Origin of the sequence: Phaeobacter sp. 11ANDIMAR09, assembly GCF_001294455.1 — a bacterium.
GTDB lineage: Bacteria > Pseudomonadota > Alphaproteobacteria > Rhodobacterales > Rhodobacteraceae > Pseudophaeobacter.
The window spans coordinates 13540-31852 of sequence record NZ_LIKT01000010.1; the positions used below are offsets into that span (position 1 = coordinate 13540).

Sequence of the window (18313 nt, forward strand, 5' to 3'; positions counted from 1 at the left end):
ATGCCTGCGGTAAGGTCAAGCCATGATTGAAGCCGGAGGGTGGCTCCGGGCTATTGACGCCACGCGCAGGGCTTCCATCCGGTCAAGCAGCGCCGAGACAACCACCTCGTGGCGTTTGTCATAGCTGTGGCGTGAGGGGTAGACTGCGTAGATGTCTTTGGGCTGGGGGGTATAGGCGGGCAGGACCTCTTCAAACCGACCATCCAAGAGTGCCTCATCCAGGAAGAGACGCGGCGCGCGGGCATAGCCGGTGTGGTTTGAGACAGCGCGAATGATCAAATCCGGATCATCCGCCGTAAACCCCACATGCACAGGGGCTTGATGCTCCACACCATCCAGGGTCAGGGGGAAAAACCCGCCGGTCTGATCTTCGTGGTGTTGTATGAACTTGAGCCGCTTTAAGTCATCCGGCGTCTGAGGGCGGCCAGTTTGGTCCAAATAGGTCGGGGTGGCAAACAAAACAGTTTCCATCTGTGCAATCTTGCGCGCGGCCCCGTCGCCGTCGCCAAGTGTGCCCGAACGGATCGCCAGATCTATATTTTCGCGGACGACGTCGATCAGTCGATCTTCCAACTTCATGACAATATCCAGATCGGGATAGGCCTGATTGACCTCTAGCAGCACCGGACCCAGGATGATGCGGCCAAAGAATGTGCTGGTGCTGATCCGGAAGGTGCCTGAGATGTTGTCTTCCAGCGCGCTCAGTTCGGCGCACATCCTGTCATAGCCAGACAGCAGGCCCTGAGCCTGGGCATAGACCATTTGGCCCGGACGGGTTGGCTTGACCCCGGTGGAGGAGCGGTGCAGCAGTTCTTGCCCCAACAATCCTTCGAGCTGCTTGATCTGCAGGCTCATTGCAGGCTGACTGATACCACGGCGCTGAGCGGCGCGATTGAGGCTGCCTTCATCCAAGGCAATGACAAAGCTTTCCAACAATCCCAGTCGATCCATGAATGGTATATCTCCTGCTTATATCGGTGATAGGCGTTTCCCGCCTACAGAGGCGGGTTTGGGTAAATTAGATCAGGGTTGTGACCAATTGCTGGTCCCATGCTTATTGGAGATCTTTATGACGATCAATCGTAGAACCCTTCTCGGCGCCTTTGTGGCGGCGCCTGCTGCCACACTCATTTTGGACCCAGTTCTGGCTGAAACCGCCGCCCCAACCCGGGGTTTGCCCCCTGTTTTGCATCAGTTTTCCCTAGGCAATGCGCGAGTGACGGTGCTGTTGGATGGGCATCTGCCGCTGGGGACACAACTCTTTGCCAACTATGATGCAGAAAAGGCAAATGCGGTGCTGGAGAGCGGCTTGCACCGAATGACCCCCGAGGGGCTGAACATTCCTGTGAATGGCTATCTGGTTGAGCGGGGAGGTGAAAAAATCCTCATCGATGCGGGGACTGCCGATCTGATGGGGCCAAATCTCGGCGCCATGCGGTCTGGATTGGCGGCGATGGGGGTAAGCCCTGCTGAAATTTCAACCATTCTGCTGACTCACATGCACCCGGATCACTCGGGGGGGCTGGTATCTGCGGATGGCACTGCGGTCTTCCCCAATGCAGAGCTTGTCGTGTCACAGGTGGAATGGGATTTTTGGCATGATGATGCCATCATGGCTTCGGTTCCCGAAAACAGTCGCGGGTTTTTCCAGATGGCGCGCACTACAGTGGCGCCCTATCAGAACCGGCTGCGGCTCATTTCAGGCGAGACCGCAGTTGTCGCGGGGGTCACTTCCTTGCCCTTGCCGGGCCACACGCCGGGCCATACGGGCTATATGCTGGACAGCGGCGATCAGCAGCTGTTGTTCTGGGGGGACATCATTCACAGCACGGCGCTGCAATTTGCCTATCCAGATTGGACCATTGCCTTTGATACGGATCCCGCAGTGACCGCCGCGACCCGCCACAAGATGCTGGATCGGGCGGTGTCGGATGATCTTCTGTTGACGGGGAGCCATATTGACTTTCCCGGCCTTGGTCGGGTGCTGCGCCAGAAAGAGGGCTATGCCTATCAGCCCGCACCCTGGCAATTTGGCCTGTGATTGGCCTGTGATCGGCCAGTGATCAGGGGGCCGAAACACTGCTGAGCAGATCTCTCCACCGTGCGACAGGTTGCGCGCGGTGGATTCCCTTGTTTCTTTCTGGTGAGCCTTGCGCTAAAGGCTGCGCAACCAGTTTTAAGGAGCCAAGAGATGACCAGCGGCAAGAACGGTTTGACCTATGCGGATGCAGGTGTGGATATTGACGCGGGCAATGCCCTGGTGGATCGTATCAAGCCCGCGGCTAAGCGCACCAATCGCTCCGGCGTGATGAGTGGGCTGGGCGGCTTTGGCGCGCTGTTTGATCTCAAAGACGCAGGCTATCGCGATCCCATCCTTGTGGGCGCCACGGATGGTGTTGGCACCAAGCTGCGCATCGCCATCGACACTGGTGTCGTCGATGGTGTTGGCATCGATCTGGTCGCCATGTGCGTGAATGATCTGGTTTGCCAAGGTGCTGAACCTTTGTTCTTTCTCGACTATTTTGCCACCGGTAAGCTCGAGACCGAGACCGCCGCGCGCATCATTGAAGGCATCGCCGAGGGCTGCGTGCGCTCTGGCTGCGCCCTGATTGGCGGCGAAACCGCCGAGATGCCAGGCATGTACCCTGAGGGCGATTTTGACCTTGCAGGATTTTCGGTTGGCGCCATGGAGCGTGGAACCGCCCTGCCTGCAGGGGTGGTCGAAGGAGACGTGCTATTGGGGCTGGCCTCGGACGGGGTGCACTCGAACGGCTATTCGCTGGTCCGCAAAATTGTTGAGCTCTCCGGTCTTGGTTGGGATGCAGACTCACCCTTCAGCGACGGCACTCTGGGCGAAGCGCTGCTGACGCCAACGCGTCTGTATGTAAAACAAAGCCTCGCAGCCGTGCGGGCAGGGGGCGTGCATGCGCTGGCCCATATCACCGGCGGTGGTTTGACAGAAAACCTGCCACGGGTGCTGCCTGCGGACCTGGGGGCTGACATCGACCTCAACGCCTGGGAACTGCCTGGCGTGTTCAAATGGATGGCCGAAGTCGGCGGCATTGCCGAAGCTGAGATGCTCAAGACCTTCAACTGCGGCATTGGCATGATCCTGTCGGTTTCCGCAGATCGTGCCGATGAGCTGATGACGATCCTGCAAGACGAGGGCGAAACCGTCAGCCGTCTGGGCACCGTCACCGCAGGAGAGGGCATGCGTTATTCGGGCAACCTGCTGTGACCGACAAGAAGAAGGTCGCCATTCTGGTCTCGGGCGGCGGCTCCAATATGGTGGCGCTGATCGATAGCATGCAGGGCGACCACCCGGCACGCCCCTGTTTGGTCCTGTCCAACGACGCCGAAGCGGGCGGTCTGAAAAAGGCCGCCGCCGCAGGCATCTCCACGGCGGCAGTAGATCATCGCCCGTTCAAGGGCGATCGCGCGGCGTTTGAAGCGGAACTGATCAAGCCCATTCTGGCCTCTGGCGCCGATATCGTTTGCTTGGCTGGGTTCATGCGGGTTCTGACTGAAGGTTTTGTTGCGCCTTTTCAGGGGCGGATGCTGAATATCCACCCCTCTTTGCTGCCAAAATACAAAGGCCTGCACACCCATGCGCGGGCGTTGGAAGCGGGGGATGCGGAGCATGGCTGCACGGTTCACGAGGTGACACCTGCGCTGGACGATGGTCCAATTCTGGGACAGGCGCGGGTGCCTGTTTTGCCGAGTGACAGCGCCGAAGATCTGGCGGCACGCGTGCTGGTGCAGGAGCATCGGCTCTATCCAGCGGTGCTGCGCCGCTTTGCTGCAGGGGATCGCAGTCCGGTGCTGCTAGAGGGGTGATCTGGCGGTTTGCATTGCAGGCGTCAACAGCGTATCACCATGTCCAGCCCAGTAGACCAGAACACCAGAAAAGTCGTGATTTATGAAAACTCTGACCACCACCGACGAGCTGCAGGCCTTTTGTGAAGAGGCCGCAAACCACCCCTACGTGACGGTCGATACCGAGTTTCTGCGCGAGCGCACCTATTATTCAAAGCTCTGTTTGATCCAGATCGCTTTTTCTGGCGATGGTGAGAACGATGCAGTTCTGGTGGATCCTCTGGCCCAGGGCCTGTCGCTGGAGCCCCTGTATGAGCTGTTTCGCAATGAGGCAGTGGTCAAAGTGTTCCATGCCGCGCGTCAAGATCTCGAGATCTTTTGGGTGGATGCGGGCGTATTCCCAAAACCGCTGTTTGACACTCAGGTGGCGGCCATGGTTTGCGGCTTTGGTGATCAGGTGGGATATGAAACCCTGGTGCGAAAAATCGTCAAAGAGGGCATCGACAAAAGCTCGCGCTTTACCGATTGGTCCCGCCGTCCCTTGAGTGATGCGCAGAAAAACTACGCCCTGGCAGATGTCACGCATCTGCGTCGGATCTACGAATATCTGGCGGCAGATCTGCAGCGCAGCGGGCGCTCGCACTGGGTCTCCGAAGAATTGCAGGTTCTGACCGATCCGGCGACCTATATCATTCAGCCGCAAGAGGCCTGGCGTCGGGTCAAGACCCGCACGACCTCAGGGAAATTCCTGGCCGTGGTCCGTGAGCTGGCGGCTTTCCGCGAGGACTACGCCCAGACCAACAATGTGCCGCGCAACCGGGTGTTCAAGGATGACGCTCTGGTCGAGCTGGCCTCGACTAAACCGCGCACTGGTGCGGATCTTGGGGGCTCCCGCCTGTTGCTGCGTGAGGCCCGCAAAGGTGCCATTTCCGAAGGTATTTTGCAGGCCGTGGCCAAGGGCATCAGCTGTCCGGCGGACAACCATCCCAAGATGGATCGCAGCCGGGAAAAACTGCAGGTGAACCCGGCGCTGGCCGATCTTTTGCGGGTGCTGCTAAAGGCCAAGACCGAATCTGCCGGCGTTGCCGCCAAGCTCATCGCCCCTAGCGCCGATCTGGACGCCATTGCGGCTGGTGAACGGGATGTCGCTGCGCTGACCGGGTGGCGCCATGAGGTCTTTGGCGAGGATGCGCTGCGTCTGTGCAATGGCGAAATTGCATTGGCTGCCAAGGGCCAATCGGTCAAGGTGGTCGCGCTCTGAAGCAGTTCGCTGATTGGCTCCGGTTACGCAGATTTTTGGAATCAGGCCTGCATGATCCGCGCTTTGGTTGCAGATGAAGGTTTGCGCGAGAGATGAAGGGGTTAAACCAGAGGGCTTTCCCCAAGGGAAAGTCTTAATGCTTTGTCCCCTATTGATTTTGTCGGCGGCTCTGAGGGCAATGAATTCCCGCACTGAGACTGATCATGGCGTTGCTACCAGCGCCCGCAGAGCAGGCCTGGCCGGGCAAACCATCAGGTGGACTAGCATACAGTCAGGGACCGGGTTAGCGGCGGCGGGTTTCGCGGGCATTTTCGGCGCCACTGACGCGGATGGTGCGAATGCCGCGCAGGCTTTGCTCTGTAACACTCACGGCTGCGCGCACGGTGCGGCTGTGTTCACTGCCTGCGGGGGTTGGGCCCACCGGGTAGAGCACATGGAAGGTGTATTCCAGCGTGTCCTCGGCCGTATCAGGGAGGCGGCGCAGTTCCAACTCATGCGCGCCCTGGCGTGAGGCGATGCCACTGGCATAGATGATGGCACCATTGGGGGTGGGCTCAACGCGCAGCTCGCTGATCGTTGAAACTGGTACGGCCAGGTCTTCCTTTTCTGCGCGGGCAAAGATGCTTTTGCGTCCCTTGTCAGGCAGGAGAGGGTTGACGGTTTCGGCCTCACTTGCTGCGGCCACCGGGGTGGATCTGGATTTGCCGAACCAGTTGCCTGGGTTGATACGTGACTCACTCCAACCGCCACAGCCTGCAAGTACTAGCGTGCCCGTCAAAAGGAGTGCCAAGGATTTGCGCATGTCGTCCCGCCCGTCATTTAAAGTCTGGTTGATTGTGGTTACCCGATTGCGCGGCGCTTGAAAAGCTGTTGAAAAACCTAGGCAGGCGGCATAGGTGCTGCTGTGCCGATTTCCGTCACAAACGAGGGGATGCCCCACCATGGCCAGCGCCGCATTTGAAGAGATCGTTGAGGATTTTGAATTCCTGGAAGACTGGGAGGATCGGTATCGCCATGTGATCGAGCAGGGCAAGGCGATGGATCCGTTGGACGAGTCCCTCAAGGTGCCTGCGACCAAGGTCGATGGTTGTGCCAGCCAGGTCTGGCTACACCCCACAGTAGAAGAGGGCTGCTTTCACTTTGATGGCGAAAGCGATGCGTTGATCGTGCGCGGTTTGATTTCGGTCCTGCGCAGCCTTTACAATGGGCTTACCCTGGCCGAGGTGCTGGCAGTGGATGCTCATGCAGAATTGGGCCGCTTGGGCTTGAATGAGCATCTGTCGGCACAGCGCTCCAACGGAGTGCGCTCGATGATCGAACGTATCCGCGAGACAGCCGCAGCGCAGATTTGAACAACCTAGCTGCTGCAGGCGTCACCTGATTGATGCTGCTTGATCCTCTCTGGATCTCTCAGATAGGCCACATAGTCCCGCAGCAGGGGCACACGGCGGGGGCGAAAGCTCTCGCCGGTTTTTTCATAGGCCTGGATTCGGGTGACATGGAACATGCGAAAATCCTCGCGTTTGCAACACCAGGCCAGCAGCATGACGGCGCGTTCGTGATAGGAAAGAGCCAGCGGATATAAACGTCTGCGGGTCTGGTTCTCCCGAAGGTCGATATAGTGGATTTCCAATGCTTCCTCGGCCCACATTGCCTCGCGTAGCAATGTCATGTCGATGGTTGTGGTTTGGGGGAGGGTCAGGCGGTTGACCAGATTCACGGCATGGGCGGCCTGGCGTTGCTGACGTTCGGGCAGGGTGGCCAGGATCTTCACAAGAGCATCATTGGCCGCCTGCGCAAGGTCCCTGTCACCACGTTGGCCAACATCGGCCAGGCCCAGTGTCAGGGCTTCGATTTCCAGCTGGGTAAAGGTCTGCGGCGGCAGGGCCGGGTCTTCGACCATGGTATAGCCCAGGCCTGCCTCTCCTTCGATGCGGGCACCGGCCACACGCAGACTGTCGATATCGCGGTAGATGGTGCGCTCTGACACTTCCATCGCAGCAGAGAGCCGTGCTGCGGTCACCGGCGGTGTCAAACCCCGGATGAGATGCAGCAGACGGAAGAGACGATCTGATTTGGCCATAAAACACCCTAGGCAATACCTACTGACATAATTTGGCAGGAGGGTAGCGACATATAGCGGGCATCGACAACCATAAACCCGAAAGGTTTCAAATCAATGCCCAAGCTCTACCACTCCCCCCACAGCCGCTCTTCCCGTGTCGTCTCCCAGCTTATGCTGATGGGGAAGCTCGACGCGGTCGAGGTGATCTGCGTTGATATCATCAAAGGCGACGGCAGCGGCCGCAAGGATCCAAAAAATGCCCATCCCGAAGGCAAGGTGCCCTATCTGATCACCGATGCGGGCGAAACCATCCGCGAGAGCGGCGCCATCATGATGTATCTGGATGAACTGTTTGGTCATCCCCTGGGCCCCAAGCCCGGCTCCGAAGGGCGCGGCAGCTACCTGTCTTGGATGTATTACTATGGCGGTGTGCTGGAGCCCGCCCTGGTGGCGAAGTTCTCCAACCTCGACCATCCGGCCCTTGTCAGTACGTTCCGCTCCATGGAGGAGGTCTATGCGGAGCTGGAAACAGCCTTGGCCCAGAACGCGTTTTTGCTGGGGGACAAACTCACTGTGGCGGATCTCATCATGGCCTCGCCTTTCCACTGGGCCCCACATCTCATGCCCGAGATTGCCGCGGTTCAGGAGTGGGTTGCCAGGGTGTCTGCCGCGCTGGATATGAAGTCTCTGGAGGATTTTGAGGCCCAGGCTCTGCAACGCTTGAAGGTGCGCGAATCCGCCTGATCCATTGTGTCCGGAGCCGGTGGGCTCAGGCTTCGGACTTTCCCCATTTTAGCAGCGCATCCTGCAGCTCACCATAGCCTGTGTGACGGTGTTCAAACTCTAGCCCCATACGGCGCGCGCAATCGCGGGCCTTTTCGATCAGGGCCGGGTCGGAGAGTTGCGATTGATAGACCATCTTGGTGTAATTGCCAAAAATCATCTCGCGCAGTTCAGGTGCTTTGTCGAGCCCCATGGGTTTCCAGATGAAGGCATCGAATTGTTTGACCAGAAAATCGGTGAGGTAGAAGGCGGTGATTTCACCTGCTTCAGCATGTTCCGCAAAAGCCTCATTGCCCTCAAAGAAGGAATAGCAATGGGGGCCGGGGACCATCTCAACCCCCAGTTCTGCGCATTTCTGTTCCAGTTCACCGCCGGTGCCGCAATCGGCATAGACCACGCAGATCTGATCATAGGTGTTGCGGTGCTTCAGCACGGCGCCTTCAACTGCGATCGTGATCTGATCGGGGTAGAGATGCAGCTTGGCAGGCAGGCAGGTGAGGTCGATGTGATCCAGCCCGTTGATTTCTTTGATGGCAAGGATCTCGCGCGCCAGGGCGCCACAGGCAATCAGGAGGATACGGCCATGTTTCTTTTCAGGGGCGGCCAGGCCCTGTTCGGTGAGGGAGCTTTCCACAAGCGAACGCCCCGTGGGGGGGCGAAATGCAGCCCGTTCGGTCAAACGGGCTGCACGTCCTTTGCGTGCCAATTTAGGCGCTCATCTGGTTGTGCTTGCGCGCAACAAAGTCCTTGGCCATTTCCACAGCCACGGCAGCATCGCGGCAATAGCCGTCGGCACCAATCGCCTTGCCAAACTCTTCGTTCAGCGGCGCGCCACCAACCAGCACAACGTAATCTTCGCGCTTGCCCTGTTCGACCATCGTGTCGATGACCACTTTCATATAGGGCATGGTGGTTGTCAGCAGGGCAGACATGCCCAGGATGTCTGGCTTGTGCTCGTCGAGCGCTTCCAGGTAGTTTTCAACCGGGTTGTTGATACCCAGATCGACAACCTCGAAACCGGCGCCTTCCATCATCATGGACACCAGGTTTTTGCCGATGTCATGGATGTCGCCTTTAACAGTGCCGATCACCATGGAGCCCATACGCGGCGCGCCTGTGGCGGCCAGCAGGGGCTTCAGGATGGCCATGCCGCCTTTCATGGCGTTTGCGGCCAACAGCACTTCAGGGACAAACAGGATGCCATCACGGAAGTCGGCGCCAACGATGGTCATGCCACCCACCAGCGCTTCGGTCAGGACCTTGTAGGGTTCCCAGTCTCGCGACAGAAGGATGTTCACGCCTTCTTCGATTTCTTCCTTGAGACCATCATAGAGGTCGTCAAACATCTGTTGGACAAGTTCTTCATCGTCCAGTTCCGCCAGGATGATATCTTCTTCTTCTGACATGCGCCTATTCCTTGAGTGGGCGGGGAGTCCCCGGCGTGGCATCGTTGTGCCGACTATTGGGCCATTTTGTCGCTTCAAGACTGCATTATTTGCGACATTGCCTTTGTCCGAACCGACCTATAGGGCCAAAAATGGCAGATTGATAATGAAGAATTCGCAAGGAAATCTTCGATTTCGCGGGTTTGTTCTTCATTTGTTCTAAAATCACTGTCACAATAGCCAAATGGAACAGATGATTCACTCTCCGGCCGTGCGTCGCAAAGCCCGCGCCAGCCTAAGCAATGCGCCAAGTCGGTTTGATTTGCAGCGGGAATCCCTGGATGATGGCTGGGAGCAAGAGCCGCAGCCCGAGGTGATTCCAACTGAGATTCGGCTTGAGCAGGTCCGCAGCGCCCTTTCTTATAACCGCTCGCCCGACCTGCCTTTTGACCGCTCGGTCAATCCTTACCGGGGCTGTGAACACGGCTGTATCTATTGCTTTGCGCGTCCCAGCCACGCTTATCTTGGCCTGTCTCCGGGTCTGGATTTTGAAACCCGGCTGATAGCCCGCCCCAATATCGCAAAGGTGCTGTGTCAGGAGCTGTCCAAGCCGCGTTACAAGGTGGCGACCCTGGCGATGGGGACCAATACCGACCCCTATCAGCCCTGCGAGCGCGACCAGGGGCTGGCACGCGCCTGCCTGGAGGTGCTGCGGGATTTTAATCACCCTGTTGCCATTGTGACCAAGGGCAGCCTGATCGAACGTGATCTGGATATCCTGTCCGAAATGGCCAGCAAGGGCCTGGTGCGGGTTGGCATTTCTGTCACCACGTTGGACCGGGATCTCTCTCGGCGGATGGAGCCCCGTGCCCCCGCGCCAGCCCGTCGGCTGGCAGTGATCAAACGGCTCTCGGACGCGGGTGTACCAGTGCGGCTGATGGCCTCACCAGTGGTGCCTGGGCTGACCGACCACGAGCTGGAGGCGCTTCTGGCTGCCGGGGCTTCTGCAGGGGCAGATGCGGCCAGCTGGATTATGCTGCGCTTGCCGCGCGAGGTGTCACAGCTGTGGCAGGATTGGCTGGCCGAGCATGAACCGGGACGCGCGGCCAAGGTGATGGCGCGGCTGCGCGAGATGCATGGGGGGCGCGATTATGATCCGCGTTGGGGCCAGCGCATGCGCGGCGAGGGGGAATATGCCGAGATGATTGGGCGGCGGTTTCAGATGGCCTGTAAGCGCCTGGGGCTGCTCAGCAGCGCCGCGCCACTGCGCTGTGATCTGTTCCAACGCCCGGCGCAGCCCGGCGATCAGATGGCTCTTTTCTGAGTTTTGCAGCTCGGCGCGCGCTGACCCGCCATGAGGTGCGCGCCAAGGACAAGGGGGCAATGCCTGCGCACTGCCCCCTTGTTCCTTTTTTCGTACCGTCAGTCCTTTAGCCGCGGCGGCGCCCCCCACGGCGGGAGCGGCGCTCAGTGGCAGCCTGATCTTCTGCGCTGGTGCCATCGCTGGCCGAGGTGAAGGGGCCCAGGACTTCGACGATGCGTTCCAGGCTGGGACGTTCGCCACGGGGGCGGGTGTCCAGGGCTTCGCGCATGGCCCGTAGGTGGTCGGGCATGGTACCACAGCAACCGCCGATGATCTTGGCGCCGGAATCCCGTGCCATGACCGCATATTCCCCCATCAATTCCGGGGTGCCGTCATAGTGAATGTGGCCATCGACATATTTGGGAATGCCCGCATTTCCTTTGGAGATGATCGGACGCTCTGTGCCCTGGGCGGCAAAGCCCAGCACGGTGCGCAGAATATCCGAGGAGCCGGTGCCGCAGTTGGCGCCAAAGGCCAGCGGAGCATTGGAAAACTCTTCAACCAGTTGCGCCAGATCGGCCGAGGTGACCCCCATCATGGTACGGCCCGCCGTGTCAAAGCTCATGGTGCCGCACCAGGGCATATCCGCCAGGGCAAAGGCTTCGGCGGCGGCGCGGAATTCTTCGGGGGCCGAAATGGTCTCAACCCAGAGCACATCAACGCCGCCTTCTTTCAGGGCCTCTGCCTGTTCGTGGAACATTTCAACCGCCAGGGAGTGGCTCATCTCACCGACCGGCTGCATAATTTCTCCGGTTGGTCCAACGGAGCCCGCCACGGCGATCTTGCGGTTTGCCTTGTCAGCCACTTCGCGCCCGAGTTCGGCGGCAGCGCGGTTCAGCTCACGGACGCGGCCCTGTGCCTCGTGCAGTTTCAGGCGTGCAGCCGTACCGCCAAAGCTGTTGGTCAGGAACAAATCGCTGCCCGCATCAACCGACCCCTGATAGAGCGCGATGATTTTCTTGGGCTCATCTGTGTTCCACAGCTCGGGCGCATCGCCAGACTGCAGCCCCATGTTAAAGAGGTTGGTGCCAGTGGCCCCATCGGCCAGAAGCACGTCTTTTTCAGCGAGGAACTGGGCAAAGAAATTGGTCATCGGTATGTCCTGTCAAAGGAGAGGCAAGTTTGGTCAGATTTGTGACGGTGCGGGCTTTGTGTGGGAGCAGCACAGGCGTCGGCAGGTTACGCCTGCTGTGTCATGGGCGCATAGAGAGGGCAACTGCATAATCCTCAACTTGATTATGAGGCGCGTGCAGCAGGATCTATGTCTCGTGCATTGGCCTGCTTATTTTCCTGTACCCGTTTGTCCCAGTCGGCGTCCTCCGTGTCAGCACTGGTGGTCCGGTTGTCGAACCCGTTGGTCTGGTCAACCTGGCCTTCCTCACGCTGGGCCGGGAGGGCCGACTGGACAGGGCCGGGGCGATGGATAAGGCGGTACAGTTCGAGGCCGGAGATCAGCATATCGCTCCAGGTCGGGCAGGCGATATAGCGGGGGTGCCAGTCTGGGGCAAAGCAGGCTTTGAAACGGCGCAGCCCCTGATCCATGCGCGCGGCATAGCGATGATCGGGCACGGCGGCCAGCGACAAGCGTGGGATCTCTTCGTCTTTGGCGGCGGCGATGGCTGCGCGCAGCAGGATGTGGCCGGTGCCATCTGGCGCATCCGGGCAGATGCGGATGAGGTCAAGACACCACTCGCTGGCGGCAGTATGCAGGCTGACAAACCCAATGATGCGGTCCTCTTGCCAGGCCAGGAAGACACGTTGTGTCGCAAGGTAGTTGCCTTCGAACCGGCCCATGGTGGTGCCCCGCGCACCGCCGTGACGTCTTTGCCAGGCCTGATCCAGGGCCTCCATCTGGGTCAGGGGCAGAGTTGGCGGGGCAGGGAGCACGCTTATCCCAGCCTTTTCGGCATGGCGGAGTTTGCGACGCAGCTGGCGGTGGCTGGATCCCGCCTCGCTAAAACGCATCGGGGAGACCACGGCTTCGGCGGCAATGCGCAGAACGACCCATCCGGCCTGGCGCGCCTCGAGAGCGCTGCGAGCGGAACATTTGTAAAGACAGGCTGAGGCATTTCGCGCACGGGCGAAGCGGCGCAGGGGCGCAAATGTCTCTTTGCAGTGTCCTGTCATCGGATCAAACAGCGCGACCGAAATCTGCGGCGTGTTCAGCAGGGCCAATTCGTTGAAACCAAAGGCCTGAACATGGCCGCCGTTTTGCCGGATCACGGCGCTTTCAGCGCGCAGTCTGTCATGGGGCAGGGTCTCTGCGGGACGGCTCTGTGCGCCCAGAAGATCGGGATCAGCTGACGGCGCGCGCATGGGCTTTAGCCGATCCGGCAGGATCATCATCACACAGGAAATGGCGGCGGGAAGGGCATAGTAGACCAGCCGAAAGGCCAGCAAGGCGGCGAGCAGGCCAGTGCTGTCGTGGCTGGGAAGTAAGGTAAAGACCATCAGTTCGAGCGGGCCGGTGCCGCCGGGGGCCGAAGAGAGGATCGCTGCACCCAGAGCGATGGCATAGACCACCAAAAGGGTGGTCCAGGGGATATGCACTGTTTCGGGAAGCAAAATCCAAAGCGCGGTGCCTGCCGCCATCACATCCACCAGCGCCCAGACCGAGAGTGCTGCCATGGCAGCGAGCGAAGGCCAGCGCAGCGATATTGGCCCGATGGTCAGTCGGGGGGCGACAAAACTGAGCAGGCTGGCAGCCACAACGGTGAGGACGAGCAGCGCTCCGACGGGTCTAAACCAGGTAAAGACGGGAAACAGGGCCATCGCCAAGCCGCATATCATTGCCAGGGCGGCCATAAACGTCAGCCCCACCAGCCCCGTCAGCTGCGCGGCTTGCAGGACTGTCAGTCCGGGCACCAGCCGCCAGCGTGCATAGGCACCGGTAAACAGGCCAAATCCCACCAATTGCGAAAAGGCGATCGCTGCCATCCCGGCGCGGCGAGCCTGGGCACCATCCAATCCTGTTTGCAAATGCCGGTGCGCCACGGCGTCATAGCGCCCCAGCGCCCAAAAGCTGATCAGGGTGGCCCCCAGGGCCGCCAGCCATTGCCACAGGTGCAACGCGCCCAGAAATTCGCTGATCGCCACCAGCGAGGGCAGCTCTATGCGTGCCGAGAGGGCCCAGAGGCAGAGCGCGGCCATGGCAAAGGGCGCGGTCAGGCGCAGGAGGTTAAACGGATGTCCCAGCAATGGGCGTTTGAGGCTCTGCATAGCGATCTTTCTGCGGGGCCCGGAAGGGGCAGAAATATCAATCTAGCAAGCGCAGGTTTTTGTGACGTTAATTCCCCATGTCAAAGGGCGATCTCTCTGCCAAACTTGGCTAGGTGGCCTCCAGCATTTCTGCGGTCGCCTGGGTCAGGAACTCGGCCATCTTTGCCTTGATGTCCTCACGCGTGACCTCACTCTGTTGTTGGGCGACTAAATCCGTGGAAATCTTATTCAGCACGTCATCATGGCCGGGATGCTGCAGGTCGGCGGTGACGACCTCAGCCGCGTAGCCTTCTGCCGCCGCACCGCTCAGGTTCAATATATTTGCGGCCCACAGACCCAGGAGTTTGTTGCAGCGGGCCCGCGCTTGAAACCGAAGATCAAGGTCATGCGCAAATTTTGCCTCAAAGGCCTGCACGCGGTCATCAAATGTCGTCATCTCATGTCCTCCATAATGCAATGTCACAGTATCAATATGGGGCAACTTGCTGCCCGGAACAGAGCTTGCGACAATTTGCCAAGCCGTCCTGGCGCGCTTGCAAGGCTGTGGCATCGGCTGTGATCCTTGCCGGTAAGGTCTGTGAGCGCACTTGCCAGGCCACATAGCTGGCGGCCTTTGCGCTGGCGGCGGGGGCAATCAGGCCTGGCGAATAGAGGCCGTGTCCCGCCTTTGGGGTCGATTTCACTGCGACAATCTATCCAAAACCACCTCTATTTGTCTGCAGCGCGCCAGTATACTTGCAGCATTTCACCCCTTGCCCTATGAGAGCGGCAAGAAACCGGGCCGGGATTCCTGGCCTTTGACTCTGAAAGGCTCCTCATGGCACGTCGCAAGAAGATCTACGAAGGCAAAGCCAAAACGCTGTATGAAGGTCCGGAACCGGGCACCATCGTGCAGTATTTCAAGGATGACGCCACTGCGTTCAACGCCGAAAAGAAAGACGTGATCGAAGGCAAGGGCGTGCTGAACAACCTGCTGAGCGAATATTTCATGCAGGGCCTGGGCCAGATCGGCGTGCCAACGCATTTCCTGAAGCGTCTGAACATGCGCGAGCAGTTGGTACGTTCCTGCGAGATCATTCCTTTGGAAGTGATCGTGCGCAACTATGCTGCGGGTTCCATGTCCAAACGGCTTGGCATTGATGAGGGCACGCAGCTGCCGCGCCCCATCGTCGAATATTGCTACAAAGACGACAGCCTGGGCGACCCGCTGGTCTCGGAAGAGCACATCGCCGCCTTTGGTTGGGCCAGCCAGCAGGATATGGATGATATCCTCAGCCTGGCGCTGCGGGTGAATGATTTTATGTCCGGTGTGATGTTTGGTGTTGGTATCCGTCTGGTGGATTTCAAGATCGAAATCGGCCGCGTCTATGACGGTGATTTTCAGCGTCTTGTGGTCGCCGATGAGATCAGCCCCGACAGCTGCCGTCTGTGGGACATCGAAAGCGGTCAGAAGCTCGACAAGGATGTGTTCCGCCGCGATCTGGGCAGCCTGACGGATGCCTATAGCGAAGTGGCGCGCCGTCTCGGTGTGATGCCAAATACGCCGCCGACACCCAGTAAACCAACGCTGGTGAACTGATCTGCGAAGGCAAACCTCCCACCCCCGGCATTTGCAAACGGGGGTGGCACTATTTTTCTGCAAAGGGCGCGACCAGGGGTCGGCTCCCATCGAAGCTGAGGAACGACACGATGAAGGCACGGGTGCATGTAATGCTGAAGAACGGAGTTCTGGATCCACAGGGTGAGGCCGTGCGCCACGCGCTTGGGGCTCTGGGATTTGACAAGGTCGAAGGCGTACGGCAGGGCAAGGTGATTGATCTTGAACTGGCTTCCGGTGCCACCGAGGCCGATGTGACCGAGATGTGCGAAAAGCTGCTCGCCAATACTGTGATCGAATCCTACAGCATCGAGATGAAGTGATGAAAGCAGCCGTCGTCGTATTTCCCGGATCCAACTGTGACCGCGATCTAGCGGTTGCCTTTGAGCAGGCCGGTTTTGATGTCTCGATGGTCTGGCACAAGGACAGCGTGCTGCCCGAAGGCGTTGATATCGTCGGCGTTCCCGGTGGATTTTCCTATGGGGACTACCTGCGCTGTGGCGCCATCGCGGCCCAATCGCCGATCTGTCAGGCGGTGGTTGAACATGCCAATCGTGGTGGCTATGCCATGGGCGTCTGCAATGGCTTCCAGATCCTTACAGAAACCGGTGTTCTGCCAGGCGCGCTGCTGCGCAATGCCGGGCTGAAATACATCTGCCGTACCGTGGATCTGCAGGTCGCCACCGAAGACAGTGTCTTTACCAATGGCTATGCCAAGGGCGACGTGATTGGCATTCCGATCGCGCATCACGATGGTAACTATTTCGCCGATGCCGATACCATCGCGGCCCTCAAGGATCAGGACCGCATTGCCTTTACCTATGCGGATAACCCCAATGGTTCGGTTGATGATATCGCCGGTATCCTGTCGGAAAACCGCCGGGTTCTGGGCATGATGCCCCACCCCGAACGGGCCGCCGACGAGGGCCATGGCGGCACCGATGGAACGGCAGTCTTTCGCGCATTGGCTGGTATCGTCGCCGCAGCGTGACTTGAGCTCCTGCGGCGTCAGGAATAGGGTTGACCTATGAATGCGCCGCAGACCTCCAAACCACTTCCCGCACATGATTCCGGCTCGCGTACCATTCCCTGGGGCGCGCGGTTGGCGTTATTGCTGTTCATGGGTGTCGCGGCTGTCACTGTCTGGGTGACCAACCAGCAATTGACCCATCGCTTCACTGACAGCACCCGCAACCGCGGTGAGCTGCGCTTGGCCCTGTATTCTGGTAACCTCGTCAGTGAGTTGCGCCGCCATGCGATTGTGCCGCAGCTTTTGGCGCGTGACCAAACCCTGATTGCCGCGCTGCAAAGCCAGGACTTTTCCCTGTCAACTCAGCGGCTGTTGTCCTTTATCGAAGAGATCGGCGCAGATTCGATCATGCTCATGGCTAGTGATGGGCGCACGGTTGCTGCGACCAATCGCAACCGGCTGGGGGAAAATCACCGCAACGAGGCCTATTTTGTCGATGCGGCGCGCGCCAGATCCACAGTGTTTTCGGTGATCAAGCGCGAGGTCGGCGGCTATCGCTTTACCTATTCCCGCCGCGTGGTTGATACCTCTGGTCTGCTGGGTGTCATCGTTATCGAGGTGGATCTGCGCAAGTTCGAACGCGCCTGGGCCGGGGTTTCGGATGCGGTGATGGTCACAGACAGCAAGGGCAATATTGTGCTGGCCACCGAGGCCCGTTGGCGGGGCCTGCAGGAGGCCGAGGCCCTGGTGCTGCAGACGCCCGAAAGCGCCATTCAGCGCGCCATCCGGGCAACCGCCGACTGGAGCACCCTTCCACCCGACGCCTATCTGCAGGGAGAGGCGGTGATGCGCCTGGAAAACCGGGTGCCGTTTCAGGGGTGGCGGATGACCTCGTTCACCACCTTTGCCTCGATCCGCGAGCGGGTAAATGCGGTTCTGGCGCTGGAAATCATGGGATTCGCTATCCTGCTGGCGCTGGCCTTTTACGCGCTCAGCCGTAAGACGGCGCTGCGGATGGCCCTGTTTCAGCGCGAGTCGGCGGAGCTTCGCGTATTGAATGCCCGGCTCCAGCGGGAAATTGCCGAGCGCGAGCGCATGCAAAAGACCCTCGCTGTGGCCGAGCAAAGCCTGGCGCAGAGCTCGAAGCTGGCCGCTTTGGGCGAGATGTCCGCTGCCGTCAGTCACGAGTTGAACCAGCCCTTAGCGGCGATGAAAACCTATCTGGCGGGCGCGCGGCTCTTGCTCAATCGCAACCGGCCCGAAGAGGCGTTGGCTTCCTTTGGGCGGATTGATGATTTGATCGAACGCATGGGCGCCATTACCCGTCAGCTTAAGTCTTACGCGCGCAAGGGGGGCGATGCCTTTAGCCCTGTAAACTTGGGCGATGCGTTGGCCTCGAGCCTGTCGATGATGGAGCCGCAGCTGCGCCAGCGCCATGTCAAGATCACCCGCATCCTGCCCGATGACCCGGTCTTTGTCATGGCTGACCGGATGCGGTTGGAGCAGGTCATGGTCAACCTCTTGCGCAATGCGTTGGATGCTACCAAATCAGTGGAAGAGCCTGAGGTGGAGATCCTGCTTGCTGCCGGTGAGACCGCGACCTTGACGGTGCGCGACAACGGGATTGGGATTGAGGATTTTGGCAGCCTGTTTGACCCGTTCTACACCACCAAACAGGCGGGTGACGGTGTCGGGCTCGGACTTGCTATCTCCTCTGGGATCGTGAACGACCTAGGGGGACGGTTGGCGGCGCGCAACGGACAAAAGAGCGGCGCCGTATTTGAGATGCAATTGCCGATCCTTGTGGATGGCATCGAGGCCGCTGAGTAACGGCCCAAGGAATTGGAAGAGAAG

General features: G+C 59.5%; 19 protein-coding genes. 11 read left to right on the forward strand and 8 right to left on the reverse strand.

Going from position 1 to position 18313, the window contains the following annotated elements; all coding sequences use genetic code 11:
* Window positions 1-15: 15 nt before the first annotated feature.
* Entirely contained in the window at window positions 16-951 is a 936-nt protein-coding gene (locus AN476_RS10460) for a LysR family transcriptional regulator (RefSeq protein WP_054461510.1), read from the reverse strand.
* Between the two features lie 118 nt (window positions 952-1069).
* Here AN476_RS10460 and AN476_RS10465 point away from each other — a divergent pair, with 118 nt between their 5' ends.
* From AN476_RS10465 to rnd, 4 genes are all read left to right on the forward strand, one after another.
* Window positions 1070-2041: an MBL fold metallo-hydrolase gene (locus AN476_RS10465; RefSeq protein ID WP_054461512.1), complete on the forward strand. Its 972-nt coding sequence runs from the start codon at window positions 1070-1072 to the stop codon at window positions 2039-2041.
* A gap of 150 nt (window positions 2042-2191) precedes the next feature.
* Window positions 2192-3238, forward strand: coding sequence for a phosphoribosylformylglycinamidine cyclo-ligase (gene purM / locus AN476_RS10470; protein WP_054461514.1), 1047 nt, complete (start codon window positions 2192-2194; stop codon window positions 3236-3238).
* Window positions 3235-3837 (forward strand): phosphoribosylglycinamide formyltransferase, encoded by a 603-nt coding sequence (purN, locus tag AN476_RS10475; protein ID WP_083464315.1) that lies wholly within the window; start codon window positions 3235-3237, stop codon window positions 3835-3837. Before purM ends, purN begins: the two co-directional genes overlap by 4 nt.
* A gap of 82 nt (window positions 3838-3919) precedes the next feature.
* Window positions 3920-5077, forward strand: a complete 1158-nt coding sequence (gene rnd / locus AN476_RS10480) for a ribonuclease D (protein WP_054461516.1) — start codon at window positions 3920-3922, stop codon at window positions 5075-5077.
* A 283-nt stretch (window positions 5078-5360) separates the two neighbouring features.
* On the opposite strand, the gene AN476_RS10485 is transcribed toward rnd, so the two are convergent.
* A complete protein-coding gene (locus AN476_RS10485) occupies window positions 5361-5879 on the reverse strand; it encodes a hypothetical protein (RefSeq protein ID WP_054461637.1) in 519 nt (172 codons plus the stop codon).
* A gap of 139 nt (window positions 5880-6018) precedes the next feature.
* Between AN476_RS10485 and AN476_RS10490 the strand changes: the two genes are divergently transcribed.
* The gene (locus AN476_RS10490) at window positions 6019-6429 is read left to right on the forward strand and encodes a SufE family protein (protein WP_054461519.1); all 411 of its coding nucleotides are present in this window, start codon (window positions 6019-6021) and stop codon (window positions 6427-6429) included.
* Window positions 6430-6434: 5 nt separating this feature from the next.
* Here AN476_RS10490 and AN476_RS10495 read toward each other — a convergent pair whose 3' ends face one another.
* Window positions 6435-7160 (reverse strand): YafY family protein, encoded by a 726-nt coding sequence (locus AN476_RS10495; RefSeq protein ID WP_054461521.1) that lies wholly within the window; start codon window positions 7158-7160, stop codon window positions 6435-6437.
* A 96-nt stretch (window positions 7161-7256) separates the two neighbouring features.
* On the opposite strand from AN476_RS10495, the gene AN476_RS10500 reads away from it, so the two are divergent.
* Complete coding sequence (locus tag AN476_RS10500; protein ID WP_054461524.1) at window positions 7257-7886, forward strand: glutathione S-transferase family protein; 630 nt, start codon at window positions 7257-7259, stop codon at window positions 7884-7886.
* A gap of 25 nt (window positions 7887-7911) precedes the next feature.
* Here AN476_RS10500 and AN476_RS10505 read toward each other — a convergent pair whose 3' ends face one another.
* Complete coding sequence (locus AN476_RS10505; RefSeq protein ID WP_054461526.1) at window positions 7912-8631, reverse strand: DUF1638 domain-containing protein; 720 nt, start codon at window positions 8629-8631, stop codon at window positions 7912-7914.
* Between the two features lies 1 nt (window position 8632).
* On the reverse strand, window positions 8633-9331 hold the full coding sequence (locus AN476_RS10510; RefSeq protein ID WP_054461529.1) for a B12-binding domain-containing protein: 699 nt from the start codon (window positions 9329-9331) through the stop codon (window positions 8633-8635).
* Window positions 9332-9554: 223 nt separating this feature from the next.
* Here AN476_RS10510 and AN476_RS10515 point away from each other — a divergent pair, with 223 nt between their 5' ends.
* Window positions 9555-10634, forward strand: a complete 1080-nt coding sequence (locus AN476_RS10515) for a PA0069 family radical SAM protein (RefSeq protein WP_054461531.1) — start codon at window positions 9555-9557, stop codon at window positions 10632-10634.
* 106 nt (window positions 10635-10740) lie between these two features.
* Here AN476_RS10515 and bmt read toward each other — a convergent pair whose 3' ends face one another.
* From bmt to AN476_RS10530, 3 genes are all read right to left on the reverse strand, one after another.
* Window positions 10741-11766: a betaine--homocysteine S-methyltransferase gene (gene bmt, locus AN476_RS10520; protein ID WP_054461534.1), complete on the reverse strand. Its 1026-nt coding sequence runs from the start codon at window positions 11764-11766 to the stop codon at window positions 10741-10743.
* 143 nt (window positions 11767-11909) lie between these two features.
* A complete protein-coding gene (locus AN476_RS10525) occupies window positions 11910-13892 on the reverse strand; it encodes a phosphatidylglycerol lysyltransferase domain-containing protein (protein ID WP_054461536.1) in 1983 nt (660 codons plus the stop codon).
* A 109-nt stretch (window positions 13893-14001) separates the two neighbouring features.
* Window positions 14002-14328 carry a DUF1476 domain-containing protein gene (locus AN476_RS10530; protein WP_054461538.1) on the reverse strand — a complete coding sequence of 109 codons (327 nt, stop codon included), beginning with the start codon at window positions 14326-14328 and terminating at the stop codon, window positions 14002-14004.
* 381 nt (window positions 14329-14709) lie between these two features.
* On the opposite strand from AN476_RS10530, the gene purC reads away from it, so the two are divergent.
* The 4 genes from purC (at window position 14710) to AN476_RS10555 (ending at window position 18289) form a co-directional block, all read left to right on the forward strand.
* The gene (purC, locus tag AN476_RS10540; protein ID WP_054461543.1) at window positions 14710-15471 is read left to right on the forward strand and encodes a phosphoribosylaminoimidazolesuccinocarboxamide synthase; all 762 of its coding nucleotides are present in this window, start codon (window positions 14710-14712) and stop codon (window positions 15469-15471) included.
* A 110-nt stretch (window positions 15472-15581) separates the two neighbouring features.
* A complete protein-coding gene (gene purS, locus AN476_RS10545; RefSeq protein WP_054461544.1) occupies window positions 15582-15812 on the forward strand; it encodes a phosphoribosylformylglycinamidine synthase subunit PurS in 231 nt (76 codons plus the stop codon).
* Window positions 15812-16480, forward strand: a complete 669-nt coding sequence (gene purQ / locus AN476_RS10550; protein ID WP_054461545.1) for a phosphoribosylformylglycinamidine synthase subunit PurQ — start codon at window positions 15812-15814, stop codon at window positions 16478-16480. The genes purS and purQ overlap by 1 nt, the downstream gene beginning before the upstream one ends.
* A gap of 129 nt (window positions 16481-16609) precedes the next feature.
* Window positions 16610-18289: an ATP-binding protein gene (locus AN476_RS10555; RefSeq protein ID WP_253279885.1), complete on the forward strand. Its 1680-nt coding sequence runs from the start codon at window positions 16610-16612 to the stop codon at window positions 18287-18289.
* The last annotated feature ends 24 nt before the right edge of the window (window positions 18290-18313 follow it).